18 protein-coding genes and 1 pseudogene are annotated in these 18,013 nt (G+C 45.6%); 13 read left to right on the top strand and 6 right to left on the bottom strand.

Annotated features, from left to right (window positions below):
- The first annotated feature begins 18 nt into the window (after positions 1–18).
- Positions 19–678 carry a hypothetical protein gene (locus ACXADE_RS06965; protein WP_474979756.1) on the top strand — a complete coding sequence of 220 codons (660 nt, stop codon included), beginning with the start codon at positions 19–21 and terminating at the stop codon, positions 676–678.
- A gap of 142 nt (positions 679–820) precedes the next feature.
- On the top strand, positions 821–1,198 hold the full coding sequence (locus ACXADE_RS06970) for a VOC family protein (RefSeq protein ID WP_474979757.1): 378 nt from the start codon (positions 821–823) through the stop codon (positions 1,196–1,198).
- 419 nt (positions 1,199–1,617) lie between these two features.
- Here the strand turns inward: ACXADE_RS06970 and ACXADE_RS06975 are convergent, their stop codons facing one another.
- Positions 1,618–2,052 (bottom strand): hypothetical protein, encoded by a 435-nt coding sequence (locus ACXADE_RS06975; RefSeq protein ID WP_474979758.1) that lies wholly within the window; start codon positions 2,050–2,052, stop codon positions 1,618–1,620.
- Positions 2,053–2,055: 3 nt separating this feature from the next.
- On the bottom strand, positions 2,056–2,250 hold the full coding sequence (locus ACXADE_RS06980; protein ID WP_474979759.1) for a helix-turn-helix transcriptional regulator: 195 nt from the start codon (positions 2,248–2,250) through the stop codon (positions 2,056–2,058).
- A 466-nt stretch (positions 2,251–2,716) separates the two neighbouring features.
- On the opposite strand from ACXADE_RS06980, the gene ACXADE_RS06985 reads away from it, so the two are divergent.
- From ACXADE_RS06985 to ACXADE_RS07035, 11 genes and pseudogenes are all read left to right on the top strand, one after another.
- Entirely contained in the window at positions 2,717–3,067 is a 351-nt protein-coding gene (locus ACXADE_RS06985; protein ID WP_474979760.1) for a hypothetical protein, read from the top strand.
- A 73-nt stretch (positions 3,068–3,140) separates the two neighbouring features.
- Positions 3,141–3,410, top strand: coding sequence for a 30S ribosomal protein S14 (gene rpsN / locus ACXADE_RS06990; protein ID WP_224808511.1), 270 nt, complete (start codon positions 3,141–3,143; stop codon positions 3,408–3,410).
- 15 nt (positions 3,411–3,425) lie between these two features.
- On the top strand, positions 3,426–4,577 hold the full coding sequence (locus ACXADE_RS06995) for an FAD/NAD(P)-binding protein (RefSeq protein ID WP_474979761.1): 1,152 nt from the start codon (positions 3,426–3,428) through the stop codon (positions 4,575–4,577).
- Between the two features lie 373 nt (positions 4,578–4,950).
- On the top strand, positions 4,951–5,442 hold the full coding sequence (locus ACXADE_RS07000) for a hypothetical protein (protein WP_474979762.1): 492 nt from the start codon (positions 4,951–4,953) through the stop codon (positions 5,440–5,442).
- 14 nt (positions 5,443–5,456) lie between these two features.
- The gene (locus tag ACXADE_RS07005; RefSeq protein ID WP_474979763.1) at positions 5,457–6,044 is read left to right on the top strand and encodes a hypothetical protein; all 588 of its coding nucleotides are present in this window, start codon (positions 5,457–5,459) and stop codon (positions 6,042–6,044) included.
- Positions 6,045–6,063: 19 nt separating this feature from the next.
- Positions 6,064–6,531, top strand: a complete 468-nt coding sequence (locus ACXADE_RS07010) for a GNAT family N-acetyltransferase (protein ID WP_474979764.1) — start codon at positions 6,064–6,066, stop codon at positions 6,529–6,531.
- Positions 6,531–6,905 (top strand): annotated as a pseudogene (locus tag ACXADE_RS07015) (hotdog family protein). Before ACXADE_RS07010 ends, ACXADE_RS07015 begins: the two are co-directional and overlap by 1 nt.
- 98 nt (positions 6,906–7,003) lie before the next feature.
- Positions 7,004–7,945, top strand: coding sequence for a lipase/acyltransferase domain-containing protein (locus tag ACXADE_RS07020; protein ID WP_474979765.1), 942 nt, complete (start codon positions 7,004–7,006; stop codon positions 7,943–7,945).
- A 130-nt stretch (positions 7,946–8,075) separates the two neighbouring features.
- Positions 8,076–8,906 (top strand): DUF4037 domain-containing protein, encoded by an 831-nt coding sequence (locus ACXADE_RS07025; RefSeq protein WP_474979766.1) that lies wholly within the window; start codon positions 8,076–8,078, stop codon positions 8,904–8,906.
- Positions 8,907–9,025: 119 nt separating this feature from the next.
- On the top strand, positions 9,026–12,202 hold the full coding sequence (locus tag ACXADE_RS07030) for a hypothetical protein (RefSeq protein WP_474979767.1): 3,177 nt from the start codon (positions 9,026–9,028) through the stop codon (positions 12,200–12,202).
- 950 nt (positions 12,203–13,152) lie between these two features.
- On the top strand, positions 13,153–14,094 hold the full coding sequence (locus ACXADE_RS07035) for an alpha/beta hydrolase (protein ID WP_474979768.1): 942 nt from the start codon (positions 13,153–13,155) through the stop codon (positions 14,092–14,094).
- A 60-nt stretch (positions 14,095–14,154) separates the two neighbouring features.
- On the opposite strand, the gene ACXADE_RS07040 is transcribed toward ACXADE_RS07035, so the two are convergent.
- The 4 genes from ACXADE_RS07040 to ACXADE_RS07055 form a co-directional block, all read right to left on the bottom strand.
- Positions 14,155–14,727, bottom strand: coding sequence for a TetR/AcrR family transcriptional regulator (locus ACXADE_RS07040; protein ID WP_474979769.1), 573 nt, complete (start codon positions 14,725–14,727; stop codon positions 14,155–14,157).
- Between the two features lie 3 nt (positions 14,728–14,730).
- Positions 14,731–15,642, bottom strand: coding sequence for a DMT family transporter (locus ACXADE_RS07045; protein WP_474979770.1), 912 nt, complete (start codon positions 15,640–15,642; stop codon positions 14,731–14,733).
- A gap of 198 nt (positions 15,643–15,840) precedes the next feature.
- Complete coding sequence (locus ACXADE_RS07050) at positions 15,841–16,845, bottom strand: FecCD family ABC transporter permease (protein ID WP_474979771.1); 1,005 nt, start codon at positions 16,843–16,845, stop codon at positions 15,841–15,843.
- Positions 16,842–17,876 (bottom strand): FecCD family ABC transporter permease, encoded by a 1,035-nt coding sequence (locus tag ACXADE_RS07055; protein ID WP_474979772.1) that lies wholly within the window; start codon positions 17,874–17,876, stop codon positions 16,842–16,844. Before ACXADE_RS07055 ends, ACXADE_RS07050 begins: the two co-directional genes overlap by 4 nt.
- Positions 17,877–18,013 lie beyond the last annotated feature (137 nt).

Below are 18,013 nucleotides of genomic sequence, written 5' to 3' on the forward strand. Positions count from 1 at the left end.
GAGATAGTAGGTGAAGGATTGAGAAAAAATAAAATATACGCACTATTAGCTCTCGTTTCTTTCGTAAGCATTATATTTTTTGGCGTCTCTCAAAAGGTTGAAAACAATAAATATGAAGCATACATCTCTCATGAAATAAAAAACGGGGTTTCGAAATTCGCAACTGGAGTTACAATAAATAAGTCTGAAATTAATGATGTTTTAAAAATGAATGAAATCTCAAAAAGTCAGATAGAAGAACTGGAGCTTTACAACGAGGATATAATGGAAAGTGGTTTCACTGTAATTGAGCTTTCTACAACATGGATGAATAGGTTAGACGTATCCCACTATAATAATAGTCCTTACCCAATTCATATGGTTCTGGAATTTAGTAATTACCTAAATAGACTTAAAAAAGAAGAACTCGTTGAAAAAGACACTTACTTATTAACAGAAAAAGATACAAAGAAACTCACTTTAATGAAAAGTGTCTTTTCAAGTTGGGAGAAAATCTTGGCACAAAACATTTCTGGGATTGATAACACAAATAACAATGAATCTGGGATCATAGTTACGGATCAGTATTCTAATAGTTATGGTAATGATTTAATAAATAAGAAAGATTGGATAGAATTAATTGATGAAATTCAAACAAAGTCACAAACCTTTGAAAAAGAAATCAACCTTAGATTTTAGGGGTATCTTGATTTCATTTCTTAACTATATGAAAAATATTGATCTGTATAGTGCTCGTGTCTAACCCTAATGGTATGAACGAGAAGGTATATGAGAAGAAAAGTAGAAATACTATGTAAGCGAATCATAAGGAGGAGAAGTTATGGAATTAGGAGCATTTTCCGTTAGTTTAAATGTACAAGACATTCATCGATCAAAAGAATTTTATGAGAAACTGGGGTTTGAAGTCACTGGAGGGAATATCGATCAGAATTGGCTGATCATGAAAAATGACGATAAGGTGATCGGGCTGTTTCAGGGGATGTTTGAGAAAAATATTCTGACGTTCAACCCAGGGTGGAATAATAATGCTGAAGAGCTGGAAGGTTTTACAGATATCCGTGATTTGCAAAAAGAACTAAAACAAAAAGGGGTAGAACTAATTCAGGAAACGGATGAATCTAAAGAAGGACCTGCCCATATTACATTAGAAGACCCGGATGGCAACCCGATTTTAATCGATCAACACCGCTCATCATAAGGGCTATGGTAAAGGAAGATTTATGCTAAGAATGGGTAACCCAAAATGGAAAGGTCTTATAGGGTTACATACATATCAATCGAAACAAAAATTTATATTAGCGGCGGATTCTGCTGCCGCATCCTTTTCATTTATAAGGAAGCATCCCTGCTATGTGGAACGTGCAGTCCTAGATTCGTCCCGCTACGGAAGCGACCTGCTTCAACCTTCCTGAGAAAAACTGTAAGGAAATGATTAGATCTGCTAGACGCAAAACTTGAAACTCTAAATACCTCGAATTCGTGTCTTCTCAAAAGGAGGCATTGATGGAAAAGCTAAGGGAACCCATTTTTAATGAGGTTCCCTTTTTATAACTTCCATTCAATTTGTTGAGAAAGAATAACTGGAGACGAAGAGTTTGTAACATTTAGTAAGTCTTTTCACGTTTCTTTCATGATATGGCGAAACATGAATGGAGCGAATAAAGAGAATAGAAGGACAGATAACGTGATCCACCATCCGATGGATTGAAAGGTGTGTTCGGGAATGATGAATGTGCATCCTAAATAGGATAAGAACAAAATCCCTTGAAGTACCTTCAATGTTTTCGCATCAGCTTCATTTTTTTCGGCTACAAGTCTCTCATCCGTCTCGGAAACAATCGTTTTAGGGTTCTTGTTTAGTTTCATAAGTTTAAGGAAGGAAGCTAGTGCTGCACTGAAAGGAATAAGCGATAAGGCTAAGAAGGCTTTGCTGTTAGTGAAAGAAATGTCCATCGTTTCGAAAACAATCCAGGTGGCAAAAAGGGCTAAGCTGGCAAATAACGATACACCTATTGTCCATTTCGTTTCCTTAACTAACTTGTCAGCATTCATTGATCATTCCTCCCAGAATAAATCATCTAAAGTTTTATTTAAAGCTTTACAGATGGCCGTACACAATTTCAGACTCGGGTTATAGTTACCAGCTTCAATTAAATTAATGGTTTGTCTTGTAACACCGACAATGTCTGCTAATTCTTCCTGAGAAACATCTGATTCAGCACGGGCGATCTTCATTTTTTTGTTCTTCAAAAAAATTCCTCTCCTCCTCTTACTATTATATTATTCAGTACATTACAAAATGTCAATTATAATTGACATTTTGTAATGTGGTTTAATGGAAGTTTCAATCGAAATCCCATTTTGGACCTCATTTTGGATACAGAGAATCTGTTGTTTGCATACAAAAAGAATAAAGCATTGGAAAGCGCTTGTTCATGTGTGGCCAGTTGTTTTCGTCTTAAAAGATGAAACATGACCCTTCGGGCGAAGGGGAAGTGATATTCTCCGAATCCACTGAAAAAATGGCCGTAGTACCAGGTGCGGCGGTCCACTGTAAAGTGTGTACTCCCGTCCGACTTCAATGGTCACAGGTATGTCTGCAAAAGTGGAGGTTGCATTTTAATCGAAAGGATGATAAAGTGATTTTCGACTCATTAAAAAGTAATGATTACGATTTAACTGTTGGGAATTGGAAGGGGTCAGGGGGAATGAATATATGTGGGAACATATTACAAGGTGCATCATCCAGTCTTTACCTGAACAAAAGCAGAGGCTCTATAATCATGTTGTGGACGCAGAGGACCTTCTGGCGGATAGGGTCGAGACTGCCGGTGAATTTATGTCCCTTCTGGAAACGGAGCGGACATATCAGAATATTGCCGACCATTTCGGGATGACGTGGTTGGAACTATTGCAATCCTTGAAAGACATCGAAGAGCACATAGCAGATAGCTTAGAACGCATGGTGAATGAGATTAGCTGGGTCGACTGTACCCATTTGATCAATGGAGAGGCCAAACAATTGTTGTACCTGGATTTGCCACGCCTAAATTATCCGACAAGGTAGGAGCCACCAAAGGCTTAAAAATTTTTGAATGATTTAAATCGTAATAAATACGAATTAGAAAGGGGGTTTCAACATGGCGAAGAAATCTAAAGTAGTGAAAGAGAAAAAAAGACAGGAAATGGTGGCGAAGTATGCTGATTTGAGAAGGGAACTGAAGGCGAAAGGGGATTATGAAGCCTTGAGGAAGCTCCCTAGAGATTCCTCACCGACTCGCCTGACGGGGAGGTGTGAAGTGACTGGCCGCCCGAGGGGTTATATGAGGAAGTTCAAGATGTCCCGGATTGCTCTTCGGGAGTATGCCCATAAAGGGCAGGTTCCCGGCGTGAAGAAAGCCAGTTGGTAGGGGAGGAGGTCATTCATGTACGCTTGGGTTGTGATTGGGGGTGGTGTACAAGGTACCTGTACAGCCACCCGATTGCTTGAGAAATTGGTAAAGAGAGAAGAACTGCTCATCATCGACCCTCACGCACAGCCGATGCATGTGTGGCGGTCATTGACAGAAAAAACCGGGATGTCATATTTGAGATCGCCGTCTGTGCATCATTTGGCAGATGACCCTTACAGTTTGAAAAAGTATGCCCGCTCGAATGATTATACATCTCCTTTTAAAGGGGAGTACGGGAGACCGCGTTTGGATATGTTTAATCAGCATACCTTTGATGAAATGACAAGGGCAGGCGTTCAAGATTGTTGGAAGCAGGGAGTAGTGAATGGATTAAGCAAAACGGATAAAGGCTGGAAGGTTGAGGTTTCAGGGGAAATCATCGAGGCGGAGCGTGTAGTTTTGGCTATCGGTGTGAATCATGTTCCTCACCATCCATTATGGTCCAAAGAGGTGTCGGGATATTCTTGCGTCTCGCATCTGTTCGACTTCAATCAATCCCTGCCGGCACAAGGGGAGGTCCTCGTTGTGGGGGGAGGGATGACAGCGGCTCATACCGCCAACACCCTGGCTGCTTTCGACAGGATTGAGCAGGTGACCATCGTGAAACGCCACCCCTTTCGCGTCCACGATTTTGACAGTGATCCCGGGTGGCTCGGCCCTAAATTCCTGAACGGTTATCGGGAAGTGAGCGGGTACATAGAGAGGCGTCGTATCATACAAGAAGCAAGGCATAGAGGCTCTATTACAAGAGAACTCCGAGTCAAACTCCAAAGGCAAGCCAAGAAGGGGAAGTTGAAAATCTGTACAGGAGACATCCTGCGTGCTGACATTGCGGATGACCGCATCCAGATCAGTATGAGCAACCAAACAGCCATAACGGGCGACTCTCTCGTATTGGCCACTGGTGCTGAGCCTAGCCTGCCCGGTATAGATTGGCTCAAATCGACAATTGATACACTCGGTCTGCCATGTGCGGCGTGTGGGTTTCCAATCGTCAAACCAAACCTGGAATGGTCACAAGGGCTTTATGTTGCAGGAGCTCTTGCAGAATTGGAAATTGGGCCAGTTTCCCGGAATATATCCGGTGCTAGAAAAGCAGCTGAACGCATCACAGCATCGGTCTGATCGATCCTCTTTCAATGAAGAGAAAGGAAGAGATTACACCTGGTATAAGAAGGCGTTTCGTAAGTGAATTCGTTAAATAAGAGCCATAGGACAGAGGAACTTCAATAACTTTTGAAGTTCCTTTTTTACTGCAGATGATGATGGATTTGGCATGGCGGGATTATGGACCGCTCTTTTTCAAAAAGGTTATACGAGCATGACATAAACCGTTGTTTCTACAACAGTAAGGAGAGACAGGGTGTTCTTTTATTCAGACAGTTCGGAAATTTGTGTTAAACTATGGAAAGTTCTGTATGTAATGTACTCTCCGGATACTTCAACAGTCTTATACGTGCCGGAAAGATTATCGAGGGTTTGAAAAGGATGTGGACAAGTGGAATTTTTAACAAAGCCTGAGGGTTCTGTTCGGGGGCAGATTAACCGTGCTCTTGAAAACGAAGGGCTTCCCGCACTCTCAAAAAAGGAAGACATTCATTCTTTAGGGGAAGGGTCCTGGCATTATGCCTACTTCATTCAGCAGGAGCAGCTCGTCCTGCGGATTCCAAAAAAGGTGGCATATGAAGAGGAGCTCTCCTTTAATCGGGATTTGCTGATAGCAGAATATCGGGCGACGGAAGCTTTTTACGAAACCGCGAATCGAGCTAAGGAAGGTATGTGCCCGGGATTCTTCCGTTCATTCGTTGAGGAAGATCTCACCTATACGCTCGAAACTTTCATGGCCGTTCTTCTGGGTTGGAAGGACAAACGCTTGAAGATGGAAACAAGCACGGAAGAGAGCTGGGTGAGTTTTTTATCGCACTGGAAGAAATTCAGCCTTCTATTGACGGCATCGGGTACTTGGAACTCGGACCTGAAGGGGAGCTGAGAGGAGGGCTGGACATGGACCTCTTTACCTGTATCAAGGAAGAGCGGGAGGAATATGCAGAAGAGTTTGAGACGCTGCTGCCGCTTCTTCCATCTCGTGTAAGAAGCGAGGTCGCAGCCGCTGGAAAAGCGTGGCTGGCCGATCGTTCAGTCGATCGAGAGAAGAGAATCCTTACCAATCAGGATACTTCTCCAGAGAACTTAATTTTTACTACAGACGGTGTGAAAATGATCGATCCCGTTCCAATTTTGTATACAGGTACGTCCATCGCCGCCAATCATGTTTTCAACTATCAGACGTTTTTCCATAGTGCCTCGGATACGAAAAGGTACGGAAAAGGAAGGTACCAGCAGCACATCCCCGTACTGAATGCCCACGCGTCAGGGTTTGTGGAAGCGTATGTCCAGCATGACCCGCAAAAACATAAAGACTTACAGATCGAGGTGTTTTTGAAGCTCCTCACGATGGCCTATTCTCATTTGGAACTTTTACAGAAAGAATCGCTCTCCAGAAAAGAATTCATCCGGTTCGGCTCCAAAAACCAAATTCAAAAACGTCTGGATCTTTACATCAACGAAATCAGCCAGCTTCATCTAGGCTGATGTTTAAGGAGGAGAGCCCTTGATTCAACTGGAATTTTCCCCGGTACACGAAGGGAATCAGCAGGAAGCCAAAGACTTAATCTTAGAAGGGTTCAAGGAAAGGTTCGGATTTATCGACTCGTCTTTGAATCCGGATTTAAATGATGTGATCAGGACTTATCGTCAGGATGGCTATTTGTTCCTGACTGCTCTTTTCGAGGGGGAGTTAATTGCGACTGGTGCAGTCATCTACGAGGAGGAGGGAGTAGGTAGAATTCAGCGGATGTCCGTAAAGAACACCTGCAGAAGACAGGGAGTGGCAAAAGCGATGCTCGGGAAGCTGGAAGAAGCTGCCCGGCAGTTCGGTTACAAAACGCTCGTTTTAGAGACGAACCATAAATGGAACAATGCGATCCGTTTATACACATCCTACCATTATCAGCTCGTGGCGGATGACGGACAACGATGTCATTTTGAGAAAAAAATAGAAAAGCGAGGGAGCGTATGATGAAAACAGGAGATGTCTATACTCACGAACGGACGTTTAACAAGGAGGAAGTTTTGGAGTTCGGACGGATTTCTGGTGATCAGGGGTGACATCATATGGAGCCGGATGAAGAAGGCCGGTTGATGGTCCAGGGGCTTTTGACAGCGAGCATTGCCACAAAAATCGGGGGCGACCTTCACTATATTGCAAGGAATATGGTCAGCGAGTTTGTTCGTCCGGTGTTCACAGGTGATCTTATTACGTGTGAAGTCATCCTTGAGAAAGTGCAGCAGGATGAAGGGCACAAAAAAGTGGCGATGAGAACGGTATATCGGAATCAACATGACAAAGAAGTATTGGTCGGCTCGAGCTACGGCATCATCAGGGACCACTGAATACGTTGCGCCAGGCGCTTCTCTGTCAGGCTCAAGAATCGTAAATGAGGCCGAGCCTTTCGTTCATATATTGTACAAAAGGGTAGAGGAGGAGGAGAATGGCTGACGATCGCCCGCCTTTAGTCGTTATCCCTGGGTTGTTCGGGTCAATGAGTGACACCATCATTCCTGGCACGGGGGGATGGAGCTTTGGACTTGCCGGGATGGTTTATGAACCGTTCGTCCTGATGCTGGAAGCCATGGGATATAAACGGAAGAAGGACTTGTTTATCTGTTTTTATGATTGGAGCGGAAAGGTTGAACATTCCGCCCATCATTATCTGAAGAAAACGATCGACCATGCCAAACAACAGACCGGTGCCGGCCGGGTGAACCTGGTCAGCCACAGTATGGGGGGATTAGTCGCACGCGCGTATGGGCAGGGATCTAATTATCATAATGATGTGGATCAGTTGATTCAGCTTTGTACCCCAAATGCTGGCTCAGCTCCGAATTACAGCTACTGGGCAGGTGGCGAACTGCCGATAAAGGAAAAAGGGAAGCTTAATTTCGTCCACTTTTATATGAGGTGGTACTTGGATTACCTGCATCATCATTACAAAGGAAACAAACTTGACGTCATTCATAAGCACTTCCCCGGTCTGCACGATATCGTTCCCGGACAGGATTATCAAAACTATTTGATCATGAGCGGCTGTGAGCGCCAGCTTCTCCCTTATGCCCATATGAAGACTGTCAATCCATTTCTTGATTCATTGAATGCTGACCGCAGGATCCTCATGGAGAGGAACATAGATGTGACGGTTATAGCAGGCACAGAGCAAGAATCCATCAAATACCTGGAAGTCATCCCGCCGTCTTCCCCTTATGAATGGGTGGATGGTGAAGTGACAGCTGCCGCCTTTACCAATGAGGGCGATGGAGACGCCATTGAAGAGAGCGTGTTCCTCTTAGAAGGCGATCATTATACAGTCCCAGGCACTCACATAGAAGTCCTCTACAAGGCGAAAGATATTTTGAAACAAAAAATCGGAAAATGAATCAGGTAATAAAGGCCCTGGTTTAAATATCAGGCCTTTATTTTTGCTCTGAGATGAAAAAACAGGGGCATACTCTGTCCGAGGTTTTGTCCTACATAAATAAGAAAGGATACAAAGGAGTGGAAAAAGGATGGATTTAAAACAGACAGCATGGGAAATGGCAGCCCTTTACAATAATAGCAGCAAAGTAGATGCCGTTTTGCTGGCGGGATCCGTGGCCAGGAACCTGCACGATGAGCATTCGGATATCGAACTGCATATATTTTGGTCCAGTCCACCGACGGACCTGGAGCGAATCACACCGATCAAGGAAATCGATGGGAAGATTTTGGCTTATCACCCTTACGAGGATGAAGAATGGTCCGAGTCTTATGTGAATCCGAAAGGGATGAAGTTTGAAATTTCTAGCTTTTTAACAGAAACCATCGAACGTTTCGTTTCTGATGTCGTAGAACGGTGGGAGACGGATGTAGATAAACAGTGTCTGGTCGCTTCTGTAGAAGATGGAACCCCGCTCTTCGGACAGGAAAAGATCAGGCAGATCAAACAAAAAATCCATTATCCCGTTTCATTAAGTGAGCGGATGGTCCGTGAAAACTTGTGGCTCGGCAATCGGTGGCAGAACCGTAAAGCATTATTGGAACGGGAAGACTGGATCATGCTCTCCCGCGTTCTTTCCGACGTGCAAATGAATATGATGGGGGCTTTATTCGGATTGAACCGTCTTTTTGTTCATCATCCACTTTTTAAATGGATGAAAGTGAACATCGAAAAGATGGAGATCAAGCCAGAACAATTACACACGAGGATGGCTTTTATTTCCTCCGCTTGTCCGGAAGAAGGCGTTGAAGCTATGGAAGCACTCCTGACAGAAACCATTGAGCTGATCGCAGAGCACTACCCGGATTTGTCTCTGGAAGGTCAGTTGGAACAGGCAGCATTCATTAAAGGGGTTCGATAAGGAAGAGGGGCGGAAGCCTTAATTCTTCTCAGGACTGGAGGAAAGGATATTCAACCTCCCCATCATCCATTATAATAAACATACATTCTATTAAATGATCGAACATGGAGGGGGATTCTATGAAAAAAAATCTGATGATTGCTGGAGGCATCCTTTTATTGTTGGGACTTCCTTTTCTTATTTGGCTGTTTACACCCTCACACTCGATGAATGTGATTATATTTGACAAAACAGTGCCTGATGAGAGTGCCCGGGAACATAAAAGTCTGACATGGATGTTAAATCATCATAAATATACGAATCAGGATGGAGAAGCTTATGAAGCGATGGACCATTATGGCCTCTATCCGAACATAGATGAACAAACGATGGAAGAAAAGCCTTTACCTGACTCTCTGGACCACACGGACCTTTTTTATGTCGCCGATACATATGGAGTATATGAGGAAGATGTTCCATGGTCAGAAGAGACTCCGGGAGCCGATGCTCCTGAATTGATTCATGGAGGTCTTTCCATGGAGGAGTGGCAGCAGATCAAGCAGCAGGTAGAGTCTAACGGAAAGGATCTCGTTATGGAGTTTAACAGTTTTTCCTCTCCCACGAGTGAAGCCGTCCGTACAGACGTGACCGACTTCTTGAAAGTGGACTGGGACGGCTGGATCGGCCGTTCTTTTAAAGACCTGGGCGATGAGGAAGAAGTGCCCGGCTGGATTCTCACCCGTTACGGGGATGACCAGGAAACGTGGGACTTTTCAGGGGAAGGGCTCGTACTGATCCACGAATTCACTGGAGAGGTCGTCGTATTATCGGAAGAAGAAGGTGAGTTGGAGGATGCCAGCATACTGGCCTCGTTTACGGAAAAAGGGGAAGACCATTTCAACCTACAGAAAAGCACCCCATACCTTTACTGGTTTGATATTCTTAAGCCTGAAGACGGAGCGGATGTGCTTGCGGAATATGAAATCCAGACGAATGAAGAGGGAAAGAAAAAGCTTTCAGATCATGGGATTCCAACTCGGTTTCCTGCTGTCCTGCATCATGAGGAAGCTGGGTCAGACCGGTACTATTTTTCAGGAGATTATGCCGATCTGTCTGATGTCCCTTCCATTTATCAATATGAGGGATTTGCGAAAGTGAGAGAATGGGTCGCCCAATTTCAGCCTCGATCGGAAGAAAGCTTTTTCTGGAGTACGTATCATCCAATGATGAAAACGATCCTCGCTGAAGCTTCTGAAGAAGAGCCTGAGAAGGAAGAGGTTGTCGAGCAGGCGGTAACAGAAGAGGTGAAACATCCGGCTCGGATTCATGAGAACAAGATCGAAACCTATCAAAATAGCGAGTGGCAGTCTATGACTGTGAAAGGTGTCAACATCGGAATGGGCAAGCCTGGCTATTTTCCTGGTGAGGCTGCCATTGAAAAAGAAGAGTATGCCCGTTGGTTTGAACAGATTGGGGAATTGAACGCCAATGCTATCCGTGTCTACACCCTTCACCCTCCTGCTTTTTATGAGGCATTAGCTGAATATAATGAAAAAGCCGATCAGCCTTTGTATGTATTTCATGGCGTTTGGGTTGATGAAGATCGAATGGAAGAGACGGAAGATGCTTTTGATGAAGACATTACCGCTGCCTTCCAGGAGGAAATGAAAAAAATCGTGGACGTCATTCATGGAGATGCGAAAGTTCCTGCTGAAAAGGGACATGCTTCAGGTCTTTACACGCAGGACATTTCCCCTTACGTGGCAGGGTGGATCATCGGGATCGAATGGTATCCATACATGGTCGCTCAAATGGAGGAAGATTATCCGGACCTTGGAGACTATGAGGGTACCTATACGAAAACCGAAGGGGCAAACCCGATGGAACACTGGCTTGCTCAGCAGATGGATGTGCTCACTTCCTATGAAGTGGAGGAGTACGACAGCATGCGTCCATTAAGCTTCACGAACTGGGTGACCACCGATAATCTGGATCAGCCGGCGGAACCTTTGGAACAGGAAGACATGGCCAGCATCGATCCTAATCACATTCAGCCTAAAGGCAAGGCAGAAGCAGCCGGCATGTTCGCTTCCTATCACGTTTACCCTTATTATCCCGACTTTCTGAACCTCGAGGAGTCCTATACGGAATATGAAGATCACCGCGGGGAGAAGAACAATTATGCCGGCTATTTAAAGGATCTTCACGAATCTCATGATCTTCCGATACTAATTGCCGAGTTCGGAATCCCAGCCTCCAGAGGGAAAACTCATGAGAATCCATTCGGCTGGAATCAGGGATTCATCTCGGAAATAGAGCAGGGGGAGATTGTGAAGAGACTCTATGAAGACATCCTCCATGAAGAACTTATGGGAGGACTCGTGTTCAGCTGGCAGGATGAGTGGTTCAAGCGGACGTGGAATACGATGGATTATGACAATCCTGACCGCCGGCCATACTGGTCAAATGCTCAGACGAACGAGCAGCAGTTCGGACTTTTGAGCTTCGATCGTCTCAAAGTGAAAGTCGATGGAAAAGACGATTGGAAAGAGGGAGAAGAGCTTTATAACAAAGAGGATGGTGTATTACAGTCGTTCATGGTGGACCACGATGAACGTTACCTCTACTTGAAAGCAGAGCTTGACGAACTTAACGAAGACTTCTGGAAAGAAAATAAGGTACAGGTTCATATCAGTGTGCGCCCGGACAAAGGGATAAGCAGTGAGGAACAGGATCTGCTGTCTGATTTCCGTGTGACGATCCCCGGGAAAGAAGATGCGCGGATCGAAGTCGCGAAAGGGTATGATGTCTTCCACTATGACTATGTCCAGAAGCTGAAGATGACCGATGATCCATACGCAGGAGAAGACTATCATCCCATCCGTCTGGCTCTTAATAAAGGGCTGGTGCGTCCGGATACCGGAGAAAAAATTCCGTTTGATTCTTATGAAACAGGAACACTTCGGTACGGCGTCGGAAACCCTGAAGCGAAAGACTATGATTCACTGGCCGATTATTACTATTCGGAAGAAACGAATCTGCTGGAAATCCGTCTGCCATGGATGCTGTTGAATGCTAAAGATCCGAGTCAGAAGGAGTTTATCGGAGATTTGCAAGGGGATGGTCTTGACTCTTCCGTCACCATCGAAGGATTGGACATTTCCGCCTCCGTTACGAATAACGGGGGGATTGAGGATGCCTTTGGATATGATTCACCGGCCCAATATACATGGGAGGATTGGGACCTTCCTCTTTATGAAGAACGTCTGAAGAAATCCTACCCGATCATTCAGGATATTTTTTCTGAAGTAGAATAAGACCATAGCAAGGTAGTACTGCAGGAAGAGGCATTAGTAAGCAAAGGAGGGCTATAATGGGGCTAACGATAGATGCATGGTTTTATATCTTTTTAACGGGAATCTTTGGAATCAGCTTTCTTGCATTCTTGCAGGACATTTAGTCAAAAAAACGACCAGATCCACCCCATACAGTTTTTGGATGACATTCGTCCTGAGCGTTGTTTTGCTGTATTTTCTCTTCCGCTGGTTCCAGTCCGCAGCCTTGGAGGTATTCATGGGGACGCTTCCCTGGCTCATGAACCAGGCCTTTGCTCTCCTCATTTATCTCGTGTTTCTGACAGTGTCTCTGGTCATCTTCAAAAAAAGAAGGCTCTGTTAAAGCTTAGTGTTGATATTACTTTTTTTATATTTGGCTTATTCAACGAAAGCTCCCTTTTCTTGAAGACTCAGCTGCGAGATGTTTGTGTGGGAGTTAGGGGCTGCGGGGGATGGGAAGCTGGGAGCCTCCCGTGGGAGAAAGGAGATCGGCGATAAGCCCGAGGAAGCTCGGCACTCCCCCACAGGAAAGCGAGTAGCTTCCCAGCCACCCCTGGCACTCAACACAATAACGAACCCCGAACCCTCTCGAAACGGAGTCTTCAACAATATTCAATGGTTACATCGTGAAAGGAGATCATCTAAAGGTTTCGACACTTGGAAATAAATTCTCTTTTACCATCCTATCATTCATGGTCACTTCCATCCGTTGATGCAAACATCAACACTGAACTTTAACAGAGCCAAAAAGAAAAAGAGCAACTCCATGACTGGAGTTGCTCTTTTAATGTCCATGACTAGTAAATATACCTCTTATATAAGTTCACACTAAAAAGATAGAGTGGATGGGATAATTTTGAAATAAAGAAGGGTTTTCATAACTTCCCTAGAATTAATGAGGGTTAGGAAAGAAGACGTGGAGGGATTGGGTCATGAGTCAAGAGTTTCAAACGTTCGTCAATGTGCAGAAACAAGCGGTCCAACTAGTAGGAGAAGAACAGATCGGAGAGGCTTTGGCCGTACTCGAAGAAGCGAAGGGGAACTTCCCTGGTCGTCTTGATCGTCTTTGTCATTGGAAGGCTGGCATATTCATGCTGGAAGGAAAAAGTGATGGTGCTCTTGCAGAACTGGAGGAAGGATTGTCCCGGGGCTTTTGGTGGAACCCTGAGATTCTGCTGAACGATGAAGAATTGCAGCCACTGAAGGATACACGCCCCTTTCATGAAATCATCGAGTGTTGCAGGGAACAGTATGCGTTGGAAAAAGGGACGTCCACTGCAAAGCTTCTAGTGGAGGGGAACAAGGATGCGGAGACCGCCATTCTTTCCCTGCACTGGAAAGGATCGAATGCGGCGGATTTTGCTTCTCAGTGGAGGGATTCTGGGGTTTTCTCCGATTATCTCATCGGCTTTCCGCAATCTTCTCAACTGTTCAGCTGCAATAGTTATACATGGGACGAGCGGAAAGTTATGGAAGAGGATGTTCAGCATAGCTTCCAAACATTCCAGGATCATTACCTGTCGGAAGAAAAGAATGTGGTCATTTCCGGAGCCTCTCAAGGCGGAAAAGCAGCTGTCGAACTGGCTTTGAAAAATCAAGGGGGTTTTTCCGGATTTATCGCTTTTGTTCCATCGTTCACGGATGTCCGGGAAATGGAAGCCCTTTTAGAAGGCGGTTTCAATAAGAGGGGAAGAGGCTACATCGTTACCGGGAAGGAAGACCCTTTTTATGAGGCGACTGTAAAGATGGTCCATGTGTTGAATGAATCGGGCATACCATGCAAACTAGTCGTCCATGCAGGAATGGGGCACCAGCTGCCGGAGGATTTTGCAGAACAGTTGAGACAGGGCGTTGCATTTATTCAGGACCTATAATGGTTACAGTACAAAAAAAGGTCCGTGGTCAATTTCCTGGCCACGGACTTTTTATGAGGTTTATCCGTTCATCATTTCGGCTGCAGACTGTTTGATCGTAGTGATTCCATGGGTAGCAAGACCCATCGAAAACGTCACCGTATAGCCTTCATGTAACATCAGCAGCTTTTCTCCGATTTCATCCGGTTGGGAGATCTCCATTTTTTCTAAATACCGGATGAATAACTCCTTCAGCCATCTTTTCTCTTCAATGATGACTTCTCTTCCTGGATGCGATTCTTCCGGCAGTTCTGCCAGGGCATTGACGAAAGCGCACCCCCGGCGATTTTTTGTTTCAAGCCAGCTTTCCAAAGCGTCAAAGATGCTCTGAATTTTTTCAAAAGGCTTTTCCTCCGGTACGTTGTCTAAATATCCATCGAGGTGGTTCCGCCATAAACGATCGCGTTCTTTCAAATAAGCAACGATTAATTGATCTTTAGAACCGAAGCGGTCATACAATGTTTTTTTCGTCACTCCCGCTTCGCTGGCAATCGTCTCCACACCGATGGAATGGATGCCTTTCCAATAAAAAAGCTGGGAGGCTGTATCGAGTATTTTGACAGCGGCCGGCGTCCGCTTGGTGTTTTGATCCATTTTCTACACACCCTTTACCCTGCATTCTTCATATTGAGTACTCGTCGGGCCCATGCGTATGACCCCTACACCTACTAAACATATTACCATTCCCACAACCGTTAGAAAACCAATGCTTTCTCCAAACATAAAGTAAGCCCACACCATTGTGACAGGAGGAGTTAAATAAAGCAGACTGCTGACTCTTGTCACACTTCCCCATTTCAAGTTCAGCCAGTAAAAGCCGTAGCCACCGATTGTGGACAGGCCGGCCACCCATGCAACCGCGAACCAGAAGTCTGTCGTTGCAGGAGGAACTGCATGATCGGTGCTCACTCCTATGACCGTGAAGAATAGGGCACTGATGACAGTCTGGATGGGAAGTGTATCAGCAAGGCCGAGGGAGTGCTCCACAGTCTTTTCATAAAGGGTCGCACCGACCAAACTGATCATGGCAAAGAAAGACAGTCCATATGCCCAGATGGGAACGTCAGCACCGGCCCCCAAATCCTCATAGACGACGAACAAGACGCCGATGATCCCAAGCCATAGTCCTGACCATTGTTTGATCGAAGTTTTTTCTTTGAGAAGGGGACCGGCTAAAGCCGCCGCAGCAATCGGCTGAAGGGTTGTAATCAAATTGGAGGTACTGGCTGAAACTCCTTGTTCAACGGATAAAAAGACACAATAGAGATATCCAGCCTGTGCGAATAGGCCTATCAAAGATTGTGAAAGTACGGCCTTTAACGATAATTTTTTTCTCTTTTTCCATAACCACCATCCTCCTAATAAGGCGGCTGCAACGATGAACCGCCACATCAAGACGGTCATGGAGCTTGCTTCTGCCGTCCCAAGTCTTGCACCGATAAAGCCCGAACTCCACATCATCACAAAACCAACAGCAGCTATCAAGTTCCATTGTTTATGAGAAATCATTCCTTATCCCTCCCAAAAAATAAACCGATCGGTATAATTACAAGACTAATGTAACCATACCGGTCGGTATACTGTCAAGTGGAGAAAGGGTAATAAAAAGGGGCGGGTTGAAATGATGGATCAAAGAGGTGGATGCTTACGAAAGCTTTCGATAAAAAAAGCTACCGGTTGATTCCAGCAGCTTCGCAGGTGATTTGGTTATGATTTCATTAACAAGTAAATAAAGTAGGTCCCTCCAACGACGGAGACGACGAGACCGACCGGTATTTCTGAAGGGGCGAGCAGGTTCCTTCCAATCGTATCCGCAAGGAGAAGGAGCAGGGCACCCATCAGCATGGTAATCGGCAACAACGCTCCATGCATAGGTCCGACCAACCTCCTGGCCAGGTGAGGAACGACGAGTCCGATAAAAGCGATTCCTCCGCCTACGGAAACGCTGGCACCGGCAAGCGCGACAGCAATGAAAAGGAGGGTGCGGCGTTCTTTTTCCACATTCGTGCCAAGACCAGCCGCCATAGAATCCCCTAAATGAAGGGAATTCAAAGTCCCTGCTTTCATCATGACGATTGGAAGAAGGATCACAAGCCATGGAAGAAGAGCGAGAACGTATGTCCAGTCCGTGCCTGAGATATTTCCTGACAGCCAAACGGTTGCACGCATGAAATCGTTCGGATCCATCTTTAATTGAAAGACGATGATCAAGGCTGAAAAGGCACTGTTTATGCCGATACCGACAAGGACGAGGCGCATCGGTGAAATTCCGTCCCGCCAGGAAATGGTATAAATTAAAATCGCTGCCACTGATGAGCCCACGAGCGAAGCAAGCGGCATGAGAAAGACGGAAAAGTCAGAGACTGCACCAGCACTCCCCTGGAAAAGGAAGATGTACAACACGATAGAAAATCCAGCTCCAGCATTAATTCCAATAATGCCCGGATCAGCGAGGTCATTTTGAGTGACACTCTGAAGGATAGCACCTGAAACGGCCATACCGGCTCCGATCAATAGCGCGATGACCATACGTGGCAGCCGGAAGGAAAACAAGACAAGTTCATTTTGACTGTCTCCATTCCCTAGGAGCGTGCGGATGACTTCCCCGGGAGAGATATTCATGACGCCTAAGTTCAAACTGGTGACCAAGGTTGAAAGGATGGCGAGCAGGAGAATTCCTGCTAACATCCAATTTTTCTTGTACGTATTCATAGTCCACTCCTCCCATCATGTCTAGCCAGATAAAGGAAAAATGGGACGCCGATCAAGGCGGTCACCGTTCCGACCGGCGTTTCAAAAGGCGGATTGATCATCCGTGATGCGGTGTCGGCTACTACCAGGAGGACGCCACCGAGAATCGCAGAGCAAGGGAGAATGACGCGGTAGTCGGACCCGACGAGAAAACGGGTGATGTGGGGGATGACCAGACCGATGAAGCCGATCGTTCCAGCCACAGATACGGCCGCTCCCGTCAGCATGAGAACGACAAGCGTCCCGATTAATTTTGTGATCCATGTTTTCTGGCCGAGCCCTGTGGCCACATCTTCGCCAAGACTCAAGGTTGAGATCGACCGGCTCAAGATCAAGGCAAGGATGATGCCGATGATCGTGACCGGAGCGAGCAGCTGGACGTGGACCCATTGAATACTTGAAAGTCCACCGGCATACCAGAAACTAATATCCTTTGCGATGTTGAAATGAATCGTGATCGCAGAAGATATAGACGTGAATAGAGCAGTCACGGCTGTACCTGCCAAAGCAAGTTTCACAGGGGTTAGCCCAGTTTTAGAAATCGATCCGATAAAAAAGACGATCAATGTTCCAAGGCCAGCTCCGCCAAAAGCCCACAGCATCATCGTGACATTTGAGGCAGAGGGCATGATGGCAATCGCAATCGCCATCGTAAACATCGCACCTGCAGTCACACCCATAATGGAAGGAGAGGCGAGGGCATTCCTTGTCATCCCCTGCATGATTGCTCCTGATATAGCAAGGCCGGCACCGATCAAGGCGGCCGCCAGAGCTCTTGGAATTCGTAGATTCGCAATGATTTGATGGGAAGAAATGGATCCATCATAGTCGGTTAAACTCTTCCAAATGGTAGGGAGATCGATATTTGCGGCTCCATACATGATGGAAAAGATCATGGTTACGACCAAAACGAGTAGGCCGAAGGTTAAAATACCACCTGCCATCAATGTCCTTTTTTTCATGAGGGACGCTATTGTTGATCCGGGTGCCATCGCAGTCCCCTCCTTTTATTTGTGAAATAGTAGAAACGTAGGTTCATAGCTATAAATGAAAAACATTACCATTGTATTATACATCCGTCTATTCAGCAATGTAGTGGGAATTTCGAATATTTTCAATTGGAATGAAA

The organism is Halobacillus sp. ABR2_026 (genome assembly GCF_056158545.1).